The sequence below is a fragment of the Paenibacillus sp. MMS18-CY102 genome (assembly GCF_009789195.1).
In the GTDB taxonomy this organism is placed as follows: domain Bacteria; phylum Bacillota; class Bacilli; order Paenibacillales; family Paenibacillaceae; genus Paenibacillus_T.
This window is the reverse complement of record NZ_WSTC01000007.1, coordinates 25189-49016: the sequence shown is the minus strand read 5'-3', so window position 1 is coordinate 49016 and position 23828 is coordinate 25189. Positions and strand designations below refer to the sequence as shown.

The 23828-nt window shown below is 53.3% G+C and carries 22 protein-coding genes, 1 tRNA gene and 1 pseudogene; 11 read left to right on the top strand and 13 right to left on the bottom strand.

Going from position 1 to position 23828, the window contains the following annotated elements; all coding sequences use genetic code 11:
- Positions 1-371: 371 nt before the first annotated feature.
- From GON22_RS06845 to GON22_RS06830, 4 genes are all read right to left on the bottom strand, one after another.
- Positions 372-1034 carry a response regulator transcription factor gene (locus GON22_RS06845; protein ID WP_336604271.1) on the bottom strand — a complete coding sequence of 221 codons (663 nt, stop codon included), beginning with the start codon at positions 1032-1034 and terminating at the stop codon, positions 372-374.
- Positions 1018-4260: an ATP-binding protein gene (locus tag GON22_RS06840; RefSeq protein WP_160395365.1), complete on the bottom strand. Its 3243-nt coding sequence runs from the start codon at positions 4258-4260 to the stop codon at positions 1018-1020. The genes GON22_RS06845 and GON22_RS06840 overlap by 17 nt, the downstream gene beginning before the upstream one ends.
- Positions 4257-4889: a hypothetical protein gene (locus GON22_RS06835; RefSeq protein WP_160395364.1), complete on the bottom strand. Its 633-nt coding sequence runs from the start codon at positions 4887-4889 to the stop codon at positions 4257-4259. The genes GON22_RS06840 and GON22_RS06835 overlap by 4 nt, the downstream gene beginning before the upstream one ends.
- A gap of 164 nt (positions 4890-5053) precedes the next feature.
- Positions 5054-5440, bottom strand: a complete 387-nt coding sequence (locus GON22_RS06830; protein WP_160395363.1) for a hypothetical protein — start codon at positions 5438-5440, stop codon at positions 5054-5056.
- Positions 5441-5546: 106 nt separating this feature from the next.
- On the opposite strand from GON22_RS06830, the gene GON22_RS06825 reads away from it, so the two are divergent.
- From GON22_RS06825 to GON22_RS06795, 7 genes and pseudogenes are all read left to right on the top strand, one after another.
- Complete coding sequence (locus GON22_RS06825) at positions 5547-7304, top strand: ATP-binding protein (protein ID WP_160395362.1); 1758 nt, start codon at positions 5547-5549, stop codon at positions 7302-7304.
- Positions 7305-7400: 96 nt separating this feature from the next.
- Positions 7401-7476 (top strand) — tRNA-Thr (locus tag GON22_RS06820).
- A 242-nt stretch (positions 7477-7718) separates the two neighbouring features.
- Positions 7719-7894: pseudogene (locus GON22_RS06815) on the top strand (DUF4004 family protein); the annotation flags it as partial.
- Between the two features lie 237 nt (positions 7895-8131).
- Positions 8132-8803: a hypothetical protein gene (locus GON22_RS06810; RefSeq protein WP_160395361.1), complete on the top strand. Its 672-nt coding sequence runs from the start codon at positions 8132-8134 to the stop codon at positions 8801-8803.
- A gap of 21 nt (positions 8804-8824) precedes the next feature.
- Complete coding sequence (locus tag GON22_RS06805; protein WP_160395360.1) at positions 8825-10384, top strand: MDR family MFS transporter; 1560 nt, start codon at positions 8825-8827, stop codon at positions 10382-10384.
- Positions 10385-10600: 216 nt separating this feature from the next.
- Positions 10601-11017 (top strand): hypothetical protein, encoded by a 417-nt coding sequence (locus GON22_RS06800; protein WP_160395359.1) that lies wholly within the window; start codon positions 10601-10603, stop codon positions 11015-11017.
- A gap of 132 nt (positions 11018-11149) precedes the next feature.
- Positions 11150-11668 carry a hypothetical protein gene (locus tag GON22_RS06795; RefSeq protein WP_160395358.1) on the top strand — a complete coding sequence of 173 codons (519 nt, stop codon included), beginning with the start codon at positions 11150-11152 and terminating at the stop codon, positions 11666-11668.
- A gap of 73 nt (positions 11669-11741) precedes the next feature.
- Here the strand turns inward: GON22_RS06795 and GON22_RS06790 are convergent, their stop codons facing one another.
- The gene (locus tag GON22_RS06790; RefSeq protein WP_160395357.1) at positions 11742-12374 is read right to left on the bottom strand and encodes an NUDIX domain-containing protein; all 633 of its coding nucleotides are present in this window, start codon (positions 12372-12374) and stop codon (positions 11742-11744) included.
- A 36-nt stretch (positions 12375-12410) separates the two neighbouring features.
- A complete protein-coding gene (gene mscL / locus GON22_RS06785; RefSeq protein WP_160395356.1) occupies positions 12411-12926 on the bottom strand; it encodes a large conductance mechanosensitive channel protein MscL in 516 nt (171 codons plus the stop codon).
- Between the two features lie 215 nt (positions 12927-13141).
- Between mscL and GON22_RS06780 the strand changes: the two genes are divergently transcribed.
- The 4 genes from GON22_RS06780 to GON22_RS06765 all read left to right on the top strand — a co-directional run bounded on the left by GON22_RS06780 (position 13142) and on the right by GON22_RS06765 (position 18220).
- Positions 13142-15016: an ATP-binding protein gene (locus GON22_RS06780; RefSeq protein WP_160395355.1), complete on the top strand. Its 1875-nt coding sequence runs from the start codon at positions 13142-13144 to the stop codon at positions 15014-15016.
- Positions 15017-15109: 93 nt separating this feature from the next.
- Positions 15110-15877: a sporulation protein gene (locus tag GON22_RS06775; protein WP_160395354.1), complete on the top strand. Its 768-nt coding sequence runs from the start codon at positions 15110-15112 to the stop codon at positions 15875-15877.
- A 154-nt stretch (positions 15878-16031) separates the two neighbouring features.
- Positions 16032-17204: a DNA alkylation repair protein gene (locus GON22_RS06770; RefSeq protein WP_160395353.1), complete on the top strand. Its 1173-nt coding sequence runs from the start codon at positions 16032-16034 to the stop codon at positions 17202-17204.
- The gene (locus GON22_RS06765; RefSeq protein WP_160395352.1) at positions 17201-18220 is read left to right on the top strand and encodes an FUSC family protein; all 1020 of its coding nucleotides are present in this window, start codon (positions 17201-17203) and stop codon (positions 18218-18220) included. The genes GON22_RS06770 and GON22_RS06765 overlap by 4 nt, the downstream gene beginning before the upstream one ends.
- Before the next feature lie 104 nt (positions 18221-18324).
- On the opposite strand, the gene GON22_RS06760 is transcribed toward GON22_RS06765, so the two are convergent.
- The 7 genes from GON22_RS06760 to GON22_RS06735 form a co-directional block, all read right to left on the bottom strand.
- Positions 18325-18627, bottom strand: coding sequence for a transposase (locus GON22_RS06760; protein WP_442954359.1), 303 nt, complete (start codon positions 18625-18627; stop codon positions 18325-18327).
- Positions 18628-18708: 81 nt separating this feature from the next.
- Entirely contained in the window at positions 18709-18852 is a 144-nt protein-coding gene (locus GON22_RS25680; protein WP_202113124.1) for a hypothetical protein, read from the bottom strand.
- Between the two features lie 116 nt (positions 18853-18968).
- The gene (locus tag GON22_RS06755) at positions 18969-19301 is read right to left on the bottom strand and encodes a hypothetical protein (RefSeq protein ID WP_160395351.1); all 333 of its coding nucleotides are present in this window, start codon (positions 19299-19301) and stop codon (positions 18969-18971) included.
- A 17-nt stretch (positions 19302-19318) separates the two neighbouring features.
- Positions 19319-19924, bottom strand: a complete 606-nt coding sequence (locus GON22_RS06750) for a TVP38/TMEM64 family protein (protein WP_160395350.1) — start codon at positions 19922-19924, stop codon at positions 19319-19321.
- Between the two features lie 15 nt (positions 19925-19939).
- Positions 19940-21163 (bottom strand): MFS transporter, encoded by a 1224-nt coding sequence (locus GON22_RS06745; protein WP_160395349.1) that lies wholly within the window; start codon positions 21161-21163, stop codon positions 19940-19942.
- Positions 21164-21184: 21 nt separating this feature from the next.
- Positions 21185-22495, bottom strand: coding sequence for an MGDG synthase family glycosyltransferase (locus GON22_RS06740; RefSeq protein ID WP_160395348.1), 1311 nt, complete (start codon positions 22493-22495; stop codon positions 21185-21187).
- Between the two features lie 546 nt (positions 22496-23041).
- Positions 23042-23602 carry an NADPH-dependent FMN reductase gene (locus GON22_RS06735; protein WP_160395347.1) on the bottom strand — a complete coding sequence of 187 codons (561 nt, stop codon included), beginning with the start codon at positions 23600-23602 and terminating at the stop codon, positions 23042-23044.
- Between the last annotated feature and the right edge of the window lie 226 nt (positions 23603-23828).

Genomic DNA, 23828 nt, shown 5'->3' with positions numbered 1-23828 from the left:
GAGGACAAAGGCGAACGCTTAAAAGCTTTCCGTAGGAAAGCTGCATCGGAAGCATAAGCTGCTTCTACAGGAGCATTCGCCATGCTGCGATGCTTCTGAGGATGGCAAATTACTCCTTCATCATCCCAGAGTGGGGTGGGAAGGGGGAAGGGGGAAGTCAAAAGGTCACACAGGTTATGGGTGCCCTATGTGGCTTTACATCCGGAGGAGAGTGTCTCTGGTGCGGTTACTGCGGAGCGAATAGGGCAGAAAAAACTGCCCTAATGGGGCGAAAGCGGGGCAACCGAGCGAATAGGGTAGCCAACGGTAATTCTGCCCTATACGCAAAAAGGCCACACAGGTTTGGGGGCCTGTGTGGCCTTAATCCAAGGCTAGCCGTGCTCCAGCATGCCTTTGAGCCTTGCGATGACTTTGGCGCGGTCGTTCATGCCGACTTTTTCGTAGATGACGCTAATGTAGTTTTTGACGGTGCCTTCGGTAATGTGCAGCGCCTCTGCGATTTCGCGATTGTTTTTGTAGGCGATGAGCAGTTGGGCGATTTCGACCTCCCGCGGTGTCAGGGCAAAGTCTGCGCCTGCGAATGTTGGGCTCGTGACCGAACGAAGCCGCATGGCAAGTTTGGCCGCGAGGGAGGCTGGCAGAAGGAGCTCGCCCCGCATCGCCTCGCGGAGCGCTCCAGTTAGCTTGGTTGCTGTGAAGTCTTTTAGCAGAATGCCGCTTGCGCCGCCTGCCAGGCCTTCTACTACATAATGTTCATCGGAGAAGGTGGTTAGCAGCAGGATGATGGTGTTGGGATAGTCTTCTTTAATGCGCTGCGTGCTCATGATGCCGTTCATGACAGGCATCTCGATGTCCATCAGGACGATATCCGGGCGGAGGCGGCTGACTAGCTCATAGCCTTCTTTCCCATTATTCGCAGTTCCGATGACCTTCATATCAGGCTGTAGATTTAAGATAATCTCGATGCCATCCCGTACCAGCGTCTGATCCTCTACGATCACGATGGTAATGTTAGGGTCAGGCAAGCTTATCACTCCTTTGGAGAGGGAAAATAATTTCGAGCAGGCAGCCTTGGCCCTCGACAGCGCCGATGTGGAATTGGCCGCCCCAGTGCTCTGCCGCTTCCTTCATCGTCGCAAGGCCAAAGCCGAGCATCGAAGAAGAATAAGGCACACCGCTGTTAAGCAGCTTTACGATTAACGCATGGTCGCGCTCAACCAGCTCGAATTGAAAATACCGGCTATCGCCGTGGCGAATGCCGTTCGTAATGCCTTCTTGCAGGACGCGATACACGAGCTTCTCCTGTTCGGGATGAAGCTGCGTAGACAATGGTTCTATCCGGTGCTCAATCGTAATGCCGGCATACCGGGTTGCTTCTGCAATAAACTTCTCTAGCGAAGCTTCGAGCCGGACTGTGTCCTCCGTCGTATCTGTAAGCATCCGAACGGAACGGCGCATCTCTTGCAGCCCGCGGCGCATCAGGTCCGCTGCGAGCGTTAACCGTTCTGCGGCAAGTTCGGCATCATGCTCGAATAACGCCAGTCCGGCTTCCAACTGGACGATGCTGGCGGTGAGCATATGGCCGACATGGTCGTGGATGTCACGGGCAATCCGATTGCGCTCCTCTAGCACGGACAAGTTCGACATGGCTTGGGCGCGCTGTTCCATGGTTTGCTCCAGCGCAAGCATTCGAACGGCGATCTCTTGCTCTAAGGAAGCGTTCCAGCGGGCAATGCGCAGGTGCAGGGCAAGCCTAGCGAGCAGTTCCTGCTTGCCGATCGGCTTGATCATATAGTCGTTGGCACCCTGGCGGTACGCTGTGAGCAGGTCATTCGTTTGGTTGACGGCAGTCAGGAAAAGCACTGGGAGTTCTCCAGAGTTATATAACTGCCGGATTTCGTTGCAAATTTGGAAACCGGACACGATCGGCATCATCACATCGAGCAGCGCAATTTCAGGCTTATAGCCAGCTTGAATCCAGCCGATCGCTTCGTGCCCACTGCTCGTCATGCGGATATCGTAGCCATTGCCGAGGTATTGCGCCAGCACGGAGAGGTTGACCGGATCGTCATCGACGATCAACACGGAAGGGCGTGCCTCACTCGCCTTCTTCGAATCCATCTGCAACGGTCCATCCGCGTGAGGCTCCGTGATTGCAACAGGCGCATGGCTGTCCTCCGAGAGAATGGCCAATGGCTGGAACAGGGAAGTTCTGTCTGCTTGGTCCCGCTCCGCATGCAAGCTTATTCGTGCAATCGAGCCTTTGAATGCGGTCGATCCATCCTCTTCCTCATTCGGTCCGGGAAGGATGAACGAGAAGGCGGAGCCGATTCCCGGTGTGGACTCAACCCGGACTTCCCCTCCGTGCAGCTCGACGAGCTTCTTCGTAATCGAGAGGCCAATGCCTGTCCCACCGCCGCGTTCGTTTGCCCCATCCAGTTGCTCGAATGATTCGAAAATGGCCTCAAGGCTTTCTGGCGGGATGCCAATTCCGGTGTCTTTGATGCAAATAGCGATGTGCCGTCCCTGCTTGCGGGCAGAAACAGTGACATGCCCCTGCATAGTGAATTTGGTCGCATTGCCAACGAGATTATGCAGGATTTGATGGAGCCGGTTCTCATCCGCGCGCACCTGCAGGGCAGCAGGAACCTCGTTAATGAGCAGCAGCCCTTTGCCTTCGGCTAGCGGCCTGAGCAGGTGAAGAACGAGCTCTACGACCTGATGGACATTGACCGTCACCGGATGGATTTGAATTTCGTGATTTCGCAGCTTAGAGAAATCCAATATATCGTTTACCAGGTGAGAGAGCCGCTGCCCACTGGATCGAATGAGCTGAAGATGCCCGTTTTCAGCAGCGGAAAGCCGGCTGCCAGCGGGTCCGTCCAGCAGCGATTCGGCCAAGCCGATAATGCCGTGCAGTGGCGTTCGAAGCTCATGCGAGGTTCGGGCGAGAAACTCATCCTTGAGCTTGTCTAGAGACATGAGCCGTTCAGAGAGCTGTTCGACCTGCCGGAACGCTCTGGAAAATTTCATCGATAATAATAAGGATTGCAAAAATGCGAACAGAAGCACGCCCGTCGATAGCAAAGCGGGAAAATGGCCGCCCTTGCGCACCAGCGCGTCGCTAAGGCCTGTGGCGAATATAACTAGGAAGCCTCCGATGAGCAGCAAGCTGCCCGATTGTCGCTGCTTGGCGGCCCGAACAGCTACGAAAGCGGCATAGAGCACTGCAGCTGCTGTAAGGATTTCGAACGGGATCAACAGCCGGTCATACCCTTTGACATCCAGAATAAGCACGGCGCCGATGAGCAGCAGCGAGAACAGCCCGTAGCCTTTTCGAATAAAGGAAGAAAAGAGAGACGGGAACAGGCCATGCACATAAGCCACTAAGAAGTAGAAACCGGCATAAACCGTCAAATAAGAGAGCTTCGCGAACCATTCGAATGACATGTCCGGGAACACTTCAAGAATATAACGCGAATTGACGAGCAAAGCGCGTACGGCCATGCATAAGCAAAAAATCGCGAAGTTAAGCGTTGTCCGATCATTGCGCCGCAGCGCAAACAAGAACAGGTGATACACCGCCATCATGCCAAGTGCGCCGAATTGGATAAAGTCCTGTACAATCTCGCTCGATCGCGAGGCGATCAATTGTTCGGCCGTGCCAAGCAACAGCCCATTATTGATGCCCCCTCGGGGATACGTGAAATTGGCGGTTTGGATAATAAGGTCAAGCGTGCCGTCCAGCCCGCCAATCGGAATGACAACCGAAGGGGTGTACCGCGCCTCCGTAGACTGCGCATCGGTTCCTGGCCGCCCAGCGGAATAAACAAGCTTGCCATTGGCCCATACCGCACTAGAGGAGTACATATTGCGTAACTTGATCGCGAGCGGCTCCTCGCTGTGAATGGATGAGATATGGAGCCGATACGTGGCATAGCCGTTGGCGGAGCGGTTAGGCTCGCCCTCGACGCGGTCGTTCCAATAGCCAGGCACATTTATATAGCGTTCGCCTGCAGGAGCGCTGGCCACTGACCAGTCCGAAGGGACCAGCAGTTGTTCCCAGTAAAAGGACCAGCGGCCATCCAGCTTGACCGGTCCATCCTCAGAAGCATCCCAGTCGGCTAAGTCAATACTGCCATTATGTATTGCTGGCGAGCCATCAACAGGCTGCGCTGCTGCTGCATCGCTGGGCGCAGGCGTTAGTCCGCCTACGCCCAGAGTCAACAGGAGAAAGAGGGAAACGGCGATACGAATCATGAGACCGGAATCGAAGAAATATCGATCAGCAATTCTTCACCCAACTGTGCATCCAACAGAAGCGGAAGATGATGGCTCGGCGTGAAGCTGGCTGGTTCGTAGCTGTTTGGAACCGGGTGGCTAGGCAGTAGGCCAAGCTGGATATACGTCTCAGCTAACAGCTTGCTGCAGAAAAAATCTTTAAACGACGACTGAATGCCGAGCTTTCCTTCCAGCACCTCGAAATACATGCGCAAATGGCTTGGGAACGATGCGTCATAAACCTGTGCGATGAAGGCGTTGAGCTTCTCTAACATCTGGGGCGTACGTTCTACATACAGGCGGCGGATGGCAAACTTCCCATCGTACTTAGAGCTGACGTCGGTCGAGAGCCGATCAACAAGCCGGACTAGCTGAGGCCCGGGTTTTTGGTCATGGAAACGCACATCCTCAAGGTTGTCGAGCGAAGTGGACTCCCACAGCAGCAGTTGATCATCCGGCGTGCGCAGGATCATGGCCACATGCGACCATTCACAATGCTCAAGCTTCTCGATGCGTTGGCTTCCTGCACCGATGCCGCTTGCAAAGAAAATATCCCCGGTTTGCAGCTCATCCTTTAATTGATCGAAAGTAACGGTTTTTGCCGACATTAAAACCCCTCCATGAATGCTGGTATAAGCATATTTTGTCAATTATGATACTGGATCAAATAGGGAGGTCTGTCAAGATGGTATGTTGCGTTACACATTACATTATAAAAAGGCCAAACCCAGTTCTTTTGGGCTAGGCCTTTCTGGTGCTTAGGAATTACTGATTACAGCAGTGCAATGACGAGCAATTCGAACAGGACGAGTGGCAATATGGCATTGTAAGGCATGAAGCCGCGCGGATCTTGCCATGCGCATTGCAGATAGAGGCAGCGCTCGTCAACGTGGACGATAACACCTGTATATTTGTGGCCATCTACTGTCTCAACACAAACGTGGCGATGCATGTAGCTGCCGCAGACCGGATTGATTTTGCTTCGAATGTCCCGTACATGCTTAGCGTGGTTCACATCTGCCTTGTAGATGACCTTCTGGTGATCATGAATGGCGACTTGCTTAGGGTATGTTTCGAGTTTTTCGTATTTGTCGGACTTCTCGATTTTCTCGAGTTTTTCGAGCTTCGTATGTTTATCATGCTTATCTAGCTTTTCCATGGGCAATCTCCTCCCCGTGTGCTGTTGCCTTATCGTATGCGGGCGATAGCCCGGCGGTGATTCGATTCCTTGGATCGTGTACAATAAGGACTAGAGGGGGAGCAGAATGGCATTTTCTAAAGTGTTCTTCATTAACTTGAGCGTACTCATTACAATCGCTTACCTGTTCAATATTGGTTACAAATATTTGTTCCCAAACGTGTCGGATCGGCTCAAATATGCGATCTCCATGCTCGTATTCGTTCTAGCGGGCTGGGTGACGATGCTGTTCGGCTTGCGTGTCGGCGACACGCAGCTGTTCGATCTACGGTTCGTGCCGCTCATTATGGCGATTCTCGTCTTCGCCCGTCCGGGTGCGTTTCTGGTGATCGGTGCAGGAATAGGGGCGGGACGGTTATTTTATGGCGTGAATGAAGCCTCCTGGGCAGGCTGTATGAATATGGCGCTGCTTGGCGTGTTTGCGGCGTTGATTAACTGGTATTTGCAGCGCGTCGAATGGCGGTTTTTCTGGAAAGCATGCACGGCTGTCGTTGCGATTAACGTACTTAACGCATTTGATATCGCCGTTATGGGGGTTATTCCATTTCGGGTGTATTGGCTGGAGGTTGCGCCGATTACACTGCCATTAGCGACGCTGCTCAGCGGTTTTTTCGTATTTATGATCCGGGACTTTCACAAGGAACAGCTGAGGATCGGCGAACTGCGCGGCATGAATATTATTTTAAGGCGGCAGACCAAGGAACTGCGTGAGGCAAAGCGTGATTTGGAAGAGAAGGCGCGCCAGCTGATGCTGGCCTCAAAGTACAAGTCTGAATTTCTAGCGAACATGTCGCATGAGCTCAAGACGCCGCTGAACAGCATTCTGCTCATTTCACAGCTGATCCGGGACAATGATGATGAGCGTTATGGGATGGATGAAGTCCGTTATGGCGAAATCATTCATTCGGCAGGCAATGATTTGCTGCAGCTCATTAACGATATTCTTGACCTATCGAAGGTCGAAGCGGGCAAAATGGACATTGTCATCGAGCCGATCTCGCCGCTGGATCTCGTCCAAATGATGCAGGCGATGTTCCAGCCGATGGCGGACCAGAAGTCAGTCGATTTTCTTGTGGAATACGCGGAGGATGTGCCAGATACGCTCTATACCGACGCGCTGCGGGTTAATCAGATTATGCGCAATTTGCTGTTCAACGCTTTCAAATTTACCGAGACTGGCTCTGTAACGCTCCATGTTGGCGTCGAATTGGCGCCTGAGAATACGGTTGGCAAACGTCGGCTTCGGGATTGGACGAGCGTGCTGTACCGCGGCAGGACCGGAGCGGGGGGCGGATTAGGGGCCCGCAGCAGCGAGTCAACGACCGACCGCATTCGCAAAACCGTCTTCGCCGCCTTTCCGACGACGGGGCTTGCCCGTACGGGGCAGAAGCGCCCGGATTCGGCAGGTCCCGAGGCGGCAACGCCTATGGGGGCAAACGTTCAGCCAACCGAAGCTGCTGGCACGCTGGCAGCCACGAAATCGCTTGATGTGTTGTCGGCCGAGCAAGGTGAATTATCCAGAAGGCTGCCGCGCAAGCAAGAGGCGGTGATGGAGCAGTGGCTGACGCTTGCCGTCGAGGACACGGGCATTGGCATCGACGATGAGAAGCAACAGCTGATTTTTGAAGCGTTCCAACAGGAGGACGGAGCTATTAACCGCAAATACGGCGGCACAGGGCTCGGCTTATCCATTAGCTTGCAACTGGCGCGGCTGCTCGGAGGGTCATTGGCGCTGCGTAGCGAGAAGGGCAAGGGAAGCGTCTTTACGCTGCGTCTGCCGCTCAAATCCGAGCCGCCTGAGGCATCTGAACCAGTCGAAGGGTGATTCGGCTTTTTTGCGCAAAATCTGTTGACTTTCATTTGCCTGCGAGGTATATTATAAAAGTCGTCGATGAGACAAACTCTTCGTAACGGCAAGCATGCTGATGTAGCTCAGCTGGTAGAGCAACGCATTCGTAATGCGTAGGTCGGGGGTTCGAGTCCCTTCATCAGCACCACTTTTAAATCGTAGACGCGGTCCCATTGGGAACCGCGTTTTTTTGTTATATTTGTTTAGATGCGCCCAATAATATCCCCCCCGAACAAGGCTTGCAATGAGGGGAGGGAGCGCAACGCTTGCTCGGTCTCCGGACTGAGCTTTTTTCGTTCCTCCGTCGCTGTATTAGCTGCCTCGCTTTGCATACAATTAGCGTAACAGTGTTACGTTACGACGCCTGGAGCCGTCAATCGAAATGAGGGGATGGCCATGGAACAAGAGCTTGTTTCTAAAAAAGAGCTGCTTGAGCGCACAGGAATCTCATATGGCCAATTATACAGGTGGAAGCGAAAGAAGCTCATTCCAGAGGAATGGATCATTCGCAAAGCGACTTTACGGGGCAGGAGACGTTTTTCCCGAGCCAACTTATATTAAGCCGCATCGATCGTATCGTGTAGTTTAAGGAGACCCTTTCGCTGGACCAATTGGCTGGTCGCTTATCTCCACTGCAAGCTGCAAGCCGATATTCGCATCCGGGAAAGGATCGATAAGGTGGAATATGCCAATAAGCTAGTTGCCCATGAAACAGCAGTCGTAAAGGAACGGATAAAGGTGTAAGCGCCGAGCTCTTGATGGGCTAACGGCTAAAGTGAAGGCTAAGGGAGGAGACGAAAAGGATGGAGCAAGCCTATCAAGGCAATATGAGCATTGTGGGGAATGGTTCGATTGCGAGCGGGGCGTATGATCGGGTCAGAATCGTTGGCGAATGCGAGGTGTTAGGCCCTCTTCATTGCGAATCATTCACCTGTACGGGCACATGCGCCGTTTTGGGTCCCGTTCAAGCTGGCTTTTTTAAACTGCAAGGTGAAGTGAAGGTTAAGGGTGGCTGGAGCGGCGCCGAGCTAAAAGTTCTGGGCCAATTGGCCGTTGATGGGCCTGTCCGCGGGAGAACGATTAACGTGCTCGGGCAACTGACGGCAGTTGAAAGTGTCGAGGCGGAGAGGCTGACCGTCAAAGGGGCGTTAACGCTCGATGGGCTCATGAATGCTGAGCAAGTGGAGTTGCGCCTTTATGGCCCCAGCCAAGTGAAGGAGATCGGCGGGGGGCGCATCGATGTCAGGCGCAGCCGCTGGACAGCGATTAAGGGATGGATTGTGCCGCAGAAGCATACTGAATTATCGGTATCGGCCATAGAGGGCGACGAAATCCATTTGGAGCATACCCGTGCCGATGTTGTTCGGGGCAACCGAATTTATATTGGAACAGGATGCCGCATCGGCCGCGTCGAATATACCCAATCGCTCCACGTGGCTCGCCACGCGGCCGTCGATTCAGAAATTCAATTGTAGATTCGGGGAGGAGTTTGGATCATGTCAGCCACTCAAAGCAATCGGCTCGGATTCGTCGTAGCAGGCTTGCTGCTCGGCATATTCGTCGCGGCGATTGACAATACGATTGTTGCTACAGCGATGGCTACGATCGTATCAGATTTAGGAGGAATGGAAAAGTTCGTCTGGGTAACTTCTGCTTACTTAGTGACGGAAATGGCGGCGATGCCGATCTTCGGCAAGCTGTCGGATATGTATGGACGGAAACGGTTTTTCATGCTCGGAATCGGTTTGTTCCTATTAGGCTCTATCTTGTGCGGCACTGCGCATAGCATTGTTGAGCTTAGCATTTATCGCGCGATTCAAGGCATTGGCGGCGGTGCGCTCGTTCCAATTGCGTTCACGATTGTATTCGACGTGTTTCCGCCAGAGAAACGGGGCAAAATGGGTGGCTTGTTCGGCGCTGTATTCGGCACCTCAAGCTTGTTCGGGCCGTTGCTTGGCGCTTATTTGACCGACCATATCCATTGGCGCTGGATTTTCTACATCAACCTGCCACTTGGCCTTATTGCATTAGCGCTGGTATATCTGTTCTATCGGGAATCGATGGAGCATTCCAAACAGCAGATCGATTGGTGGGGCGCGGCGACGCTTGTCGGATCGATCGTTAGCCTGATGTTTGCGCTGGAGCTAGGCGGGCAAGAGTACGCTTGGGATTCGGCAGCCATTATTGGCTTGTTCTCGATTTCAGCGGTTCTGATGGCGGTATTCCTCTATGTTGAGACGAAAGCCAAGGAGCCGATTATCTCATACGACATGTTCCGCAAGCGGCTGTTTGCTGCAAGTACGGTCATCGGCTTGTTATATGGAGCGGGATTCATTACGTTCGCTATGTATATTCCAATCTATATTCAAGGCGTGACGGGTGGAACAGCGACGCAATCCGGGTTGTTCCTGCTGCCGATGACGCTCGGTTCTGTCGTTGCGGCGCAGTTGGGCGGCATGTCGGTAGGGAAAACCTCTTACCGGAATGTCATGCTGTTCTCAGCGGTTATCTTCGTGATCGGAGCCCTGCTGCTAGGGACCATTACGCCAGACACCTCAAGCTTCCTGCTGTCGATCTATTTGATTATCGTAGGGCTTGGCGTCGGATTCTCGTTCTCCGTCCTTAGCATGTCAGCGATTCATCACTTCGATGTGCGGCAGCGCGGCTCCGCAAACTCGACGATGGCATTTCTTCGTTCGCTGGGGATGACAGTAGGCCTCACTGTATTCGGCATTTTGCAGCGCAATTTGTTGAAGGATGACTTAAGCAGCACCTTCGGCGGGGGAGGCGCGCCGGGAGCTGGTGGCGAGCAGTTCGGCGATGTGCGCCAATTGCTGTCTCCTGAGAACCGGGCACAAATTCCGACGGATGTCATGGACAAAATCGTCGATGCTCTTTCATCGTCGATCTCGACCACGTTCCTCTGGGCGGCAATACCGGCGGGGCTGTCGCTAGCAGCGGTATTCTACATGGGCAATGACCGTCTGGTTATTCCTAACCGCGGCAACGCGGGCAAGCCCCAGACAGAAGCGTCGGTCAGCTCGAATAAGCATTAGCGTTCGAAGAATGGTTTCGAAGAATAAGGGACAATCAGCCGTTAGGGTTGGTTGTCCCTTTCGTCATTTGTACCGGGCGGCAACTGCCATAGCGAGCTTGTACGCCTTGCTTCCATGCATGTCCGATAATATGCGAATGACGGATAGTTCTTGTCCATACCTTTTGGCTGCCCCGTCATATCTTATGGTGAGCATGTTTGAAGGGAGGAATAAAGAATGACGTTTAAATCAGCAGGAATTCGCATCAATCGAGTACGGGTGACAAGTGCGGCCCAGCGCCGTACGCGCACATCATCTTCTTGTGGCTGTGAGCATACAAGCGGCAATCGCAGCTGCGGGGATAAAGTAGACCCTGCCGTCGATGCCATTCAAGAAGCTGGGGACGAAATTAGCTGCATTTTTGGCCAACTGAAAAACAGATGGGTCGCTAACGAGCTGGCAATGGCAATTCGCAGGCGTGACGGCCAACAAGTGCAACGCATCCTGAAGCGATGCGGCTGTGACTGCAAAGTGGTTGCATTCTTCTGCACGCATGACTCGGATTGCGTTCGCGTGTGCTGCCAATTCGGCAAATGGAATGAAGTAAAAGTGACGTTCGACATCTGTATCAACAAGATTAAAAACCACTGTTAATTATCGTTCATCGGCAAATCGGCATGGATCGACGGCTCCCGCTGGGGGCCGTTTTCCATTGGATGCGGAACAGGGGAAGCGCCGCCTGCATAAACTATGGCTAACGACTATAGGCCAACGTAGGGGTGACTTATGCCAACGATACCGAATTTCCCGCCGCAGCTGCTGGAGGAGCATCGCATCTGGCATCATACGAATCATGTGCAAAGCAACTTTGTTCCCTTCGGTTGGGGGGAGCGGTTTCTTCGGTTTCATCGGCAGTTCATTCGCAAGGCATTGAATTGGTATGGGCAGCAAGGGCTTGATAACCGGTTCGTTGCGCCGTGGCAGCAAGTGCCTGAGGCCGTTCGCAATGCACCTTGCTATAACCGTTCTGCGGAATTCCGAATTGTGTCGCAGCCCCAATCTTTCGCAACGCTAGATGAGCTAGGAAGATTTCTGGAGTCGAGCCAAATTCACGGCTGTATTCATGAGACAGCAGCAAGAATTTATCGCGAGCCTGAAATTAATGATTTTGACCTTGCGCCGCGCAACACGGTGTTTTATAGCATTCATGGCTTAATTGACCAGTGGTACGCGAATTGGGAAGCAGCGACAGGGCAGCGCGGGGCAGGGCGGCGGCCATTCCTTCAACGGGATGAGCGCACGTAACAAACGACAAGCCTGGCTAGTGCTTCCGCATAGGGAGCGCCAGCCAGGCTTGTTGTTTTGTTATCGATTATGATTATGTAAGGGATCGAAGCTTGTTGAAAATATCGATGTAATACTGCGAATCCCGCGGTACGAATTGCGTAGCCGTAACCGTTCGAACAGTTGGCATGAGGTGGCCCGCTGCATCAAGTTCGGCGCCAGCCGCTTCAATTTCCGCTAGCTTGCCTTCGAACAAATCGGCCATCTCCTCCAGCTTTGCTTCATAGATGCCGGACACCTCCTCAGCTTGCAGCTTGAATGAGGTGAGCGGCAAATCGCATACCAAGCCAAACACATGGCTTAGCTCCCGGTCGATGAAAGGCTGGCCATTGACCTCGCCTTCTGCTTGTTCACGCCATTGCATAAGCGGATGAAGGGAGGTGAAGGGCACAATGACGCCTAGCTCCTCTTCGAGCTCGCGGACGGCATGCGCAAGCGTCTCGCCAGCAGACAGATGCCCGGCTGCCGTAATATCGTAATGGCCGGGATTCGTATCTTTCGTTAGCTGGCGCAGTTGGAAACGAACAAACCGGTCATCTCCTTGGCGATGCGTCAGCCAGCAGTGAAAGGTTTGATGCCAATGTCCTAGCGCATGCGTCTGCGCACGAGTAGCTTGTCCGAGCAGTTGCATATCCTCATCGTAGATGTCAAACCATTCTTCGCTCACAACCGATTCTCTCCCATCCCAACGCGTGATAGCAAGCTAGCTTTGTGCAGATTGCGCCTGTTCCAGATGCGAGGTGCAGTGCTTGCAGCGCGTTGCGCGAATCGGAACGAGGGACAAGCAGTGCGGGCATTCCTTCTCGGTCGGCACAGCAGGCTTTTCTTCGGCTGGTTTTCGCTGCAGTTTGTTGATCCCCTTGACCATGAAGAAAATACAGAGTGCAACGATCAAGAAATCAAGCACGACGTTAATGAACTGGCCATAGGCAATGACGGGGATGCCGTTCTGCTGGGCTTGGGCAAGCGACAACGAGGATATAGGCGTTTTGCCGTCAGGAAGCGTGCCGCTTTTGGTCAAATTGTCCAAGTTGATGTAGAGATCTTTGAAAGTCTTATTGCCGAGTATCATGCCGATAGGCGGCATAATGATATCGTTAACGATCGATGTGACGATTTTGCCGAATGCTCCGCCGATAATGACACCGACAGCGAGATCGATCACGTTGCCTTTCATAGCAAATGTTTTAAATTCTTTTAGTATAGAACCCAAGTTCATGCCTCCTTGGAAGGAACGAACCTCCCGTAATTTACAGTACATTATACCCGCAATAGACAGGTTTCGAACAGGTCTATGAGGCAAAATGCGCATAACAATGCGGTTTTTGGAACAAATAGGACTAAAGAACTAAGTATATAAAAAAGGATTTTATGGAAAATTGTCGAAAATAAACCGACGATAAAGATACGAAACAAAGAGGGTCTGGCCGGATCATGAATGAATATATCGATACGAATATGAGGACGGAACTGCTTGTTTTTTTGGTCCTTGCGTTTGTCATTATCGTCTTTTCATCCTTTACGATGTTTACGCTCATTACCCATCTCAAACGGGAACTATCCCGGAGGCGCCATGTATGGTTGCTAGGCGGTTCAGCTGTTTATGGCATTGGCCTTTGGTCCATGCATTTTCTTGCATTGCTGTCGACCAACCACTACTCCTTTATTAACGTTCCAATGCTGCTTTCGTTGTTCGTTTCTTCGGGGTTAGCCTACTTGTCGTTCTTAATGCTTGGAAGCGAGCGGATGGGGGCGTTCTCCGCCCGATTAGGGCTAGCGGCCCTGCTGTTAGGTACGGGAAGCGCACTTCTGCACTACTTGAACCGAATGTTTGGTCCTGTCGAAGCCTTCCATTTTGATCCTGTTATGTTCGGATTATCGATTGCCATCATCTTGCTTGGTTCCGCTATAGCGCTGCTGCTGCATGAGATGAATCCCGAATCTACCGTATGGCCCGCAAGCATCGTTCTGGGCAGCTCGTGCATGATGATGCATATGCTTGGGATGAGGGGGCTGTCAATCGAATACAGCGAGGTCATGACGGCTGAGAGGCTCAATGAGTATTATATGGTGCTCGCGATTATGTTGGGTCTTGCTACACTCACGATTCTAGGCATTAGCTTGATGACAAGGATGTCTGATCGCCGTTATCGCCAAGCGGACCAGCGGTATAAGCAGCTTGTCGAGAACTCCATCGATATGATCGCAGTGCTGGACGGCAATCATTGGGAGTATATCAATCGATCAGGCCTTAGGCTGTTCCATGCGTCCGAGAGGGACGAGATGGTCGGCAAGTCGATTTACCTATTCCTGCATCCGAAGCATCATGCTGATACTGCTCACCGCATTGGGACGTTCGAACCGGGAAAGACGTTTCCGCCGGAAGAGCTGGAATGGTTCACGGTCAGCGGCAAGAAGCTGTATACCGAGGTTGTAATCGCGTCGACTACCCTTCGTGGCCGCCCTGCGTTCCAACTCATCGTTCGTGACATCTCGGAGCGCAAGAAGAACGAGGAGCTGCTCATTAACTCCGAGAAGCTATACGTTGCGGGACAGCTGGCAGCTGGCATTGCCCATGAAATCCGTAATCCGCTGACGTCGCTGAAAGGCTTTTTACAATTGATTTCAACGGGCAGAAGCAATGGGCGCAACTATTTTGATATTATGAAATCAGAACTGAACCGAATTGAATCGATCGTGAGCGAACTGCTCATGCTCTCGAAGCCGCAGGTGTACGAGCTTGCCTACCTTGATATGCGCCAAGTATTGGATGATACTGTAATGTTGCTGGAGGCGCAGGCATCGTTGCACAATACGGAAGTTGCCGTAGAAACGGATTCCGCCCCATTGTGGGTGTTCGGGGTTGAGAATCAAATTAAGCAGGCGTTCATAAATGTAATTAAGAATGCGATTGAAGCGATGGAAGACGGCGGCATGATCGCCATATCGAGCAAGCTAGAAGATGGCAACGTCGTTACACGGATTATTGACCAAGGCCCGGGCATTCCGAAGGAGCAGCTTGCAAAGATGGGGCAGCCGTTCTATACGACTAAGGATAGGGGAACGGGGCTTGGGCTCATGGTTACGTTCAAAATCGTCGATAATCATCAGGGGAGGATTCAAGCGCATAGCGAGATGGGAGAAGGGGCGACATTCGTCATTTCGTTCCCATATGCGACTCCGCCGCTGACAGGCGAGCAAGCTGGCCAGGCGCCAGGAACCGTCGTGGCATCAGGAAAGGGGACTGTCCTGCGCACGTTGAATGGCTCGCTGGATGAAACGAATTTGCGTGAATGCCGAAAGCCATAATTTTACGAAACCGCTCCTTATCTGATTCGTATCTATGACATATCTAAGCGAAGCCTTCGCGGCTTAACACACAACTATGGGAGGGATTTATCAATGTTTAATCGTTTCTTGGCTAGTATTGGGATCGGTAATGCAAAGATTGATACGGTTTTGGAAAAATCACGTTATGCACCAGGCGAAGAGGTACGGGGCGTTGTTCGAATGCAAGGGGGTTCAGTTGACCAGCGGGTCGAGACGGTGCAACTGTCTGTCATGACGGAATATATTCGCGAAACGGATGACCACAAACACCGCCATCATGCTGAGATCGCGCGTTTTCATGTGACGAAGCCGTTCACGCTTCAGCCCAATGAGCGCCAGGAAGTTCCGTTCTCCTTCCTGCTGCCTAATGAAACGCCGCTGACGATTGGCCGTGCGCCAGTATGGATCAAGACAGAGCTTGACGTTCGGGGTGCGGTTGACCCAGGCGATTCGGATCGGATCGAAGTTCAGCCTTCGCAAGGGCAACATGTCGTGCTGGAAGCACTCTCGCGCATTGGATTCCGCCTGCGGGAGGCGGAATGCCAGTATGCAGCTCGTCTCGGCGGCCGGTTGCCATTCGTTCAGGAGTTCGAATTCGTGCCAACGACGCAATTCCGTGGCCAGCTCGACGAGTTGGAGGTTACATTTTTCAATCGTGGGCATGAGCTGGAGCTGCTTCTGCAGATCGACCGCAAAGCGCGTGGCTTAGGCGGCTGGCTGTCGGAGGCGATGGACATGGATGAGACGTTCGTTCGCGTGACATTCTCAGACGGCCAGCTCCAACAAGGGCCGGATGCGATCGCCCATCAGTTGGCTGACATCATTCAGCGTTATGTGTAATTGAAAAGGCAGCATACGCTGCATAAGAGCCCGGGGCATGCCATAAGGCAAGCTTCGGGCTTTGCCATGTGCTTTTCTTTGCACAGGGAACGATTGTTCGGTATAATCGAAAGCACATCGCATGTTTGGAACAGATACAGGGGGAACGCAAACGATGGCTGAGCCATTAAAATTAATGTATAACGCGCCATTTGCGCATAACTTCGGCTCGCTCGTGCAAGCAGCATGGCCGCCCTTTGACCTGCAGCGCTTCGTTGCGCTGGTGGAAGGTGATGGCTGGGAAGGGCTGGAGCTAAAGGGGCGCATGCGGCGAATAACGGTTACGCTTGGCGAGCTGCTCCCGCCGGATTATGAGGAAGCGGTTCGCATCCTATGCCTGATCGATGAGCAGTGCACCGGGTTTCCATATTTGATTTTTCCTGAATTCATTGAAATCTATGGCGGGTCAGAGGAGCATTGGGAGCTGTCGATGGCGATGCTGGAGAGGTTTACGAAGCGCTCGTCATCGGAGTTTGCAATCCGGCCATTCATTCTGGCTAATCCAGAGCGTGCGTTAGCGCGGATGTTGGAGTGGTCAGCCAGTGAGGATGAGCATGTGAGGCGGCTAGCGAGCGAAGGCTGCCGGCCGAGGCTGCCTTGGGCGCCTGCGCTTCCGATGCTTAAGGCCGATCCGTCGCCGGCAATTCCGATATTGGAACGGCTGAGGGCAGACGAATCGCTTTATGTTCGCAAGAGCGTAGCGAATCATCTCAATGACATAAGCAAGGACAATCCTGCAGTTGTGGCCGAGCTTGCGCAGCGCTGGTACGGCCAGCATCCGCTAACCGATTGGATTGTAAGGAAGGGCTGCAGAACGCTGGTCAAGCAGGCGGAGCCAGCGATTATGGCGTTATTCGGTTACGGGGCAGAAGCATTGCTGGCGACCGTTGCCGGCGGGGAGGCAGAGCCGGCTGCAACTGGCCATGCGCTTCTGCAGGAGCCGGCTGCGATCAGCGTGGATCGGACGGACGTCCACATCGGGGAAGCGTCGATGCTGCGTTATGGCGTGCAGCTGTCGCCGGAGGCTGAAGGCCGCATAAGGCTGGAATACGGCGTTGATTATGTCCGGTTGAACGGCAAGCGGTCACATAAGCGTTTCTTAATCGCGGACAAGCCAATTACGGGCGAGACGAGGCGGTTGTCCGGCGAGAAAAAGATAACATGGCAGGAGCTGTCGACGCGCAAGCTATGGCCTGGCGAGCATCGGATTTCGCTTTGGGTTAATGGCAAGGAGCAACAGTCGACGAGCATTATGCTGCACGTTGATGGGAAGGCGGAGCCGCAATGACGATCGGCGCACGCGTCCTAAAGACCGGAATGGCGGTCGCACTCGCGATTTACATAAGCGGGCTGCTTGGATTTCCATCGCCGCTGATTGCGGCGGTCGCTTCGATTTTTACCATTCAGCCATCGATTTACCGTTCTTGGCAGCAGATTAGCGACCAGTTGCAGACGAATGTGCTTGGCGCGATTGTTGCGCTTGCCGCGCTGCGGCTGTTTGGCCATACGCCGATTGCTGTAGGGTTGGTCTGTATTCTCGTCATTCTGATCAGTATCAAGCTGAAGATGGAGAGCACCATTGGCTTGACGCTCGTGACGGTCGTCGCGATTATGGAAGCGCATGATGCGGGCTACGATGCGGCGATAAGCCGATTTTTGATGGTATTGACTGGCATGGGGGCGGCATTCCTTGTTAATGTTGCGATCTTCCCTCCGCGGCCGCGCAAGCAGTTTTCCCAGCAGGTGCATCAAGCGTTTGATCAGCTGTCGCTGCTGCTGCGTACAGCGATCTCCAACGAGATGAAGGAGCAAGTGTTTAACGCAGAGAAGGAACGGCTTCACAGCACGCTGCGCAAGCTGGATGAGCGGTTCTCCGTCTTCGAGGAGGAGCGGGCGATTCGTGCGGTAAGCAAGGCAGCGCGTGCGCGCCAGCTGCTCGTTTCGAAGGGAATGATTAAGGCGCTTCAGAAAGGCTGCGATTTGCTGGAAATCGTGGAGGAGCATTATTTTGCTGCTCCGGGGGCTGGCGAATGGGCACATCAGTTCGATCGGCATATTGAGGAGCTGACGAAGTACCACGAGCATATTTTGCTGAAGTCTGAAGGAAAGATGAAAGCGAACGCGCATATTGAGCCGGAGGAAGAACGGGAGGCGAAGCTGGCTGCTCAGCTTACAGTTTATCTTGGAGAAGCGGACGAGGACCGGAAGCGGCTCGTATTCGTGGCGTCGGCGATGTTCGAATATGCGTATCATTTACGCCGGCTAGAGAAGTTAATTGATCAAGTGCAGCAACGCGATAGCTAGGCTTGGAATATCAAAAGCCGCACACCGCTTAAGCCTGTAGAGGCAAAGTGGGCTGTGCGGCTTTTTTCACGTAAGGCGAATGAGGGCGAGTAGCCGGCCATTCGTTATTTTTCAGTTCGCGTATCCTTCGGGTGGCGCCTTGGATGCTGCATGTGCGCCTCGGGATTGTCATCATCATCTTTAGGCACTAATCGAGGATCGGTATGGCCTTTGTGATGGTTGTCAAAATCAAGCTCCACTAGCTCCCATTCCGTGTTTCCGAGTATCGGATCGGATGGGAACAGCTCTCCGCGCTCCATTTTCTCCTCGCGGCCCCATTCGTTTTTGTACACGCCTTCTACTTCGACCTGTTCGCCGGATATCGGATCCATCTTGTTATAGCCGTTGTTTTTATTGTGTTCGGACAAGCGAAACTCCCTCCTTATCATGCGGTCATTCACTCGTATATAGCCTTGTCAGCAAGCGAAGAACGACCTTCCATGCGTAGCTCACAGGCCGTGCTTCGTTACCGCCGAGTGATCGGCGCTGGACTGCAGCTCGCTTGCAGCAGCTTTGCTTGCTTGTCCTTGATCGGCAAGCGATTGCTTCTTGCTCGCTGCCTTTTGCTTCTCGGATGGCAATTTGCCGGACATGGTGCAACAGCCTCCTTCCATCGTGGCATAGCCGGACCTTCCGGCATTAACGTAAGCTGCCTTAACAGTGTGCCACGGGAAGCGGGATCTTATGAGCGGGAGGGATGAATGTAAAATTACAGTAATCGAAGGCCGCACGAAGGGCAGTCACGATGCTGCTCGGTGACTGTTTCGCCGCAGGCGGGGCAAGGCTCAGCGAATGCTTCAACAGCCGCTGCCGATTGCGCAGCAGCTTCTTTGTTGGCGTCATCCTGCGAAGCGGCATTGCCCGTACGAAGATGGGCAGGCGTACCGAAGATCGTTTCCACCATTTCCTTGAGGTCCTTATATTTGTCCGAATCATCGTTGGACAGCTTGATCAGCAGAAACATCGTTCCTACCAAGGCCAAAGCGAGAAAGAGAACGAAGGCGGTTGCGCCTGCGGAGTACCAATTGATGCTCATGGCCATGTCGCCTTGGCCTCCTGTTATTTGACTTGATAACGCGCTTCGAGCTTTTTGCCGCCGAACCACATGACCAAGAGGACGGCAATGAGGACAGCAATGCGCCAAGGCTCTCGCGTAAAGTTAGAGATGTCGGCGCTCACAAGGGAAATGCTAAAGATCATGACGGCCTTGCCGAGCAGCGTCGCGAAGAGAAACGTTCGGAAGGGCAAGGCGCTAAAGCCTGCAACTACGTTAATAAGCGCAGAAGGGGCAAAAGGGAAGCATGCGAATAAAAATAAGGGCGTAAAGCCTTTGCGTTCGATCCAATGGAAAAACTTTTGCGTCTTCGGGAAACGCCTTTGAAACCATGCGCCTAAACGATTGCCGAGTGTTCGGGCGAGCCAGAAGACGAGGGATGCCCCTAAGGTTACGCCGATCCAAGAGAGCAGGAAGCCGTACCACAGACCGTATATATTTGCATTGGCTGCCACAATGACGACCAGAGGAAGCGCTGGAATCAGCGCCTCCACGACCGGCATAAGCACCCCGGGCAAGGGCCCGTATGCGGAATAGCTTTGGAGCGTTCGTTCAATATGCTGTAGATCGAGTGTTTTCAAATGATGGATCCATTCTTGCCATTGGCTCATGCTTGCACGGTCACCTTAGCCTTTCGTATGGGAATTGCCCCCGGAGCGGGGTGGCTCCGTATGCTCCGCAAAGCTGCGGAAAGGGAACCAGAGATAGAACAGCCCGATCAGGCCGAATAGGACGGCGCTGTACCAGACGACGGAAGGAACCCCGATTCGGGAAGCGATAACGCCGCCGACGATCGGGCCAATCATAACCCCAATGCCTTCTACTGTTGAAAATAGCCCCCAGCCAAGCCCTTGCTGCTTCGGCGGAACGTAAGAGGCGAGCAGCGCGTTCCACGCAGGCAGCACCGCAGCATAGGAAAGGCCAAGCGCGCCTGCAAGGAGCAGGCATTTGCCGAACGATGGAGCCCAAGCAAGTGAGTAAAGCGTCAAGGCGAAGCAGGCGAAGCCGATGACAAGAAACCACTTCTTCCCGCCAATGCGGTCCGATAGCCGCCCAAGCGGCATTAAGCCGCCAACGGTGCAAGCGCCTCCTACGACAAACAACAGCGAGTATTGGGCGCCTGTCAAGCCAAGTTGATCGCTAGCGAAGCTGGGCAGGATCGGGACGAGCATGCTGGCACCCGTCGTTTGAAGGATCATGCCGGGCAGCAGCAGGCGCATTTGGCGCAGCTTATCGCGCAGGATGGCCAGTTGCTGGCCCAGCGGTATTTGGGATACGCCATGGGCGCGCCCTGCACGCATGAGCAGCGATAAGGCAAGCGCGGCAACAGACATCGTAAGCAGCAGCATGAAGGTCCACTTGCGGCTGTAGTCCAGCAGCAGATTCGCTGCAATGGGCCCAGCCCCAAGCCCGACGAACCAAATCGTATACAAGTAGCCCATCTGTGTGGCCCGCCGGTCCTCTGATACCCGTGTGAGACAAACGATCCAGATCGGCGAAATGCCGATGCCAAATAACGCAGAGGCCATGATGAATAGCCAAGCGGACGTCGCATACGGCAGAAGGGCGATGCCAATGGTCGTCAACAGCAAGCCACCTTGCACGACGAATCGTGCTGACATGCGGTCTAGCAAATAGCCGATGACGAGCTTTAATGCCGTATCCGTTATGTAATGCGCGGTCACGGCTACCCCAATAATGTCGAGGGAGAGGCCAAGCGTTTTCTCGCCGTATACCGGCAAGAAGCTGATCACGCCTGCCCCTCGAATGAACTCAACGAGAAACAAGATGGCGGAGAATAGAATCATCTCCGCACCGAACCATCGATTGGCTGTTGCGGTACCGGTCACGGCATTTTTAGCTCCTTACATTTACAAAATGGAGGATGCCTCTTCCATTATAGGGCAATGGAACAAAATATCCAAAGCGATCCTATTCGCTGCGTTTGGCTGCCCTAAAGCATGGGAAGCGGCGCGGCTTTGAAGCAGGGCTTGCGGGTTAGAAAGGAGGGCGGCTGCTGCGCGGCGCAGCTCGGCAGGCGTGTTGGCGATGGTGGCTGCACCCTTGGCTTGCAGATACAAGGCGTTGTTTTTCTCTTGGCCCGGAACTGGGCGATATAGCAAAAGCGGCAATCCTGCTGCCAGCCCTTCCGCAAGCGTAATGCCGCCTGGCTTCGTAATGAGGCAATCCGCGAGCTGCATGAGCTCATGGATAGTGTCGACATAATCGAAAATATGAATGCGGCTTTTTGCGCCACTCAGGTTCAGGGCGTGTTTAGGCATTAAATCGTTGGAAATGGAAGCTTCTTGGTATTGCGAGCGCATCGATTCTGCCAGTTGTGCATTGCGCCCGCATACGAGCACGAGTGTTAGATTAGGCTCTTGCAGCAATGCATCGCAAAGCGCAGGAATGTCGGGCATCACGCCATGGGCACCGGCCATGAGCAGGACGATCGGGCGATTGGATGGGATGTTATAGCGGCGATAAAGGGCAGGCCGGTCTTGGGTGAATTCATGTTTGCGCTCGAAATCATGTTTACGTTCGAAATGGCCGGGGGTTCCGTTTTCAGCGAAGCCCTGTTTGATCGGAATGCCGCTTGCCATAATGCGCTGCTCCGCTATGCCGAGCGAAATTAGCTCTTGTTTGAGTTCTTCCGTCGCAACATAATAACGGTCGACGCAAGGATGGGCCCAGCGGCGGTGGAGGTCAAAATCGGTAACGATGGCGGACGTTGGCACACGGACAGGATAACCGCGCCGATTGGCTGGCGCAGCGAACATTGGGAAGGTATAAACGATAGCATCCGGCTGCTCTGCCGCGAGGATGCGGCGAAGCTTATCGCGGCCGAAGGAGTGAAGCCAACCGCCGAGCAGCGAGTTATGCTTCATGGGGCGGGTGCGGTCATAAACCCAGCCGTATAAGGCAGGCATGTGCGTGTAGCTATTTTGGTAGAATCGGCGGGATATTTGGTTTATGAACGGATTCGATTCTGCTAGCAAATCAACTAGTTTAATGCTGCTGCCTGCGATGCCTTGCCGTTCTAATGCTTCCTCAATAGCGCGAGCAGCTTGCAGATGGCCTTCCCCATACGAGGCGTAAACGATGAGAAGCTTTGGATTACGGGGAAGAGTGGACGGGGAAAAAGGCGCATTTGGCCAAGCAGATGTCGGTTTTGCATCCATGCAACACACCTCCTAGTGGAAGTGTAGAATGCATTTGTAATCGGGGAATAAACGGGGCGTGAAGTAACTGTGTTTAGCCAGTCGGGTGGCAGGGGGCGGCGAGCGCCTGGCGTTCCTTTTTGCGCTAACGGACCGGAGAGCCGTTATTTGATGCGAAATCGCAACTTTTAGAATCTAACGGACTCCATGGCCTTTATTCATCGTTTTTCCCTGTTTTATGTGCCAATTGCGAGTAAATAAGGACCTTCTGGTCCGTTAGATTTCCATCTCGCTGTTATTGCATCAAATAACGGCTCTGGAGTCCGTTAGCCGTGCTACATTTTAGGGAAAATGCACTGTGCAAATGTCGGCGCTTGAGTGAGCGTCCATAAGAGCTTGTGTCCGCTAATGGGTCGGGGAACCGTTGTTCGATGCGAAAACGCAACTTTAGTTTCTAGCGGACCACAGTCCGGCGCACGCGCAAAAAGAGCCAATAGGGCATAGAATCCTCTGCCCTATTGGCTCTTTTAATCGTCCAAGCCCATCGCCGATTGCTGAGCAATGCTATTAAGCGCGAACCGGCTCGCCGCTCAAACGCTCGGCCAAATCCGTAAACGTACGCAAAGCCAAGTGAATGCGGTCGAAGAGCGGATTGCTTTGCTCATAATCGCTGGATGCTTGCATTAATGTGCTGTGCTGGCCGTAACCGATGGAGATCCATTCCGGACTGTTCACGCCATGCAGGTTGCGAACGATCGCTTGCAGCTGCAGGAGTGAGCTAGTGCCAATCGGGCCGCCGGCCGAGCTGGCGGAGAGCACGGTTTTGCCGTTGAAATGCGTTTGCCCAAGGAAATCTAGCGCATTTTTCAACACGCCCGAAATGCTGCCGTGATACTCAGGCGTTGCTAGAATAACGCCATCAGCTTCGAGCATTGCTTGCTGAAGCGCAGCTACTGCGCCGTCCGGTTCGGGCGTAAGATCCGGAGAGTAGAAGGGAAGCGGCTGCTTGTGAAGATCGAACAGCTGGACGAGATGCCCTTGCTTGGATAGCAGCTTGCTCGCATATTCGGCTAATTTGGTGCTCGTCGCATCCTTGCGGTTAGAGCCAGCGATAATGACAATGTTCATCGTAATTTCCTCCTCCGGTTCAAACGGGGTTTTTATAATTCTCATCTTACTGGAACGCGAAGATGAAATCGTCATTGCTAAGTATGATTTTTCCAATTGTTTCACTTCTACTTTGGTTGCATTTTTTCTAAGACTTAAGTCTGAGTTCAGCAGAAACGGGCGGATGTGGGCGCAGTCGCAAAAAAAAACCGGCACGCTTCAATCGTGCCGGGGTTCCCTCATTAAG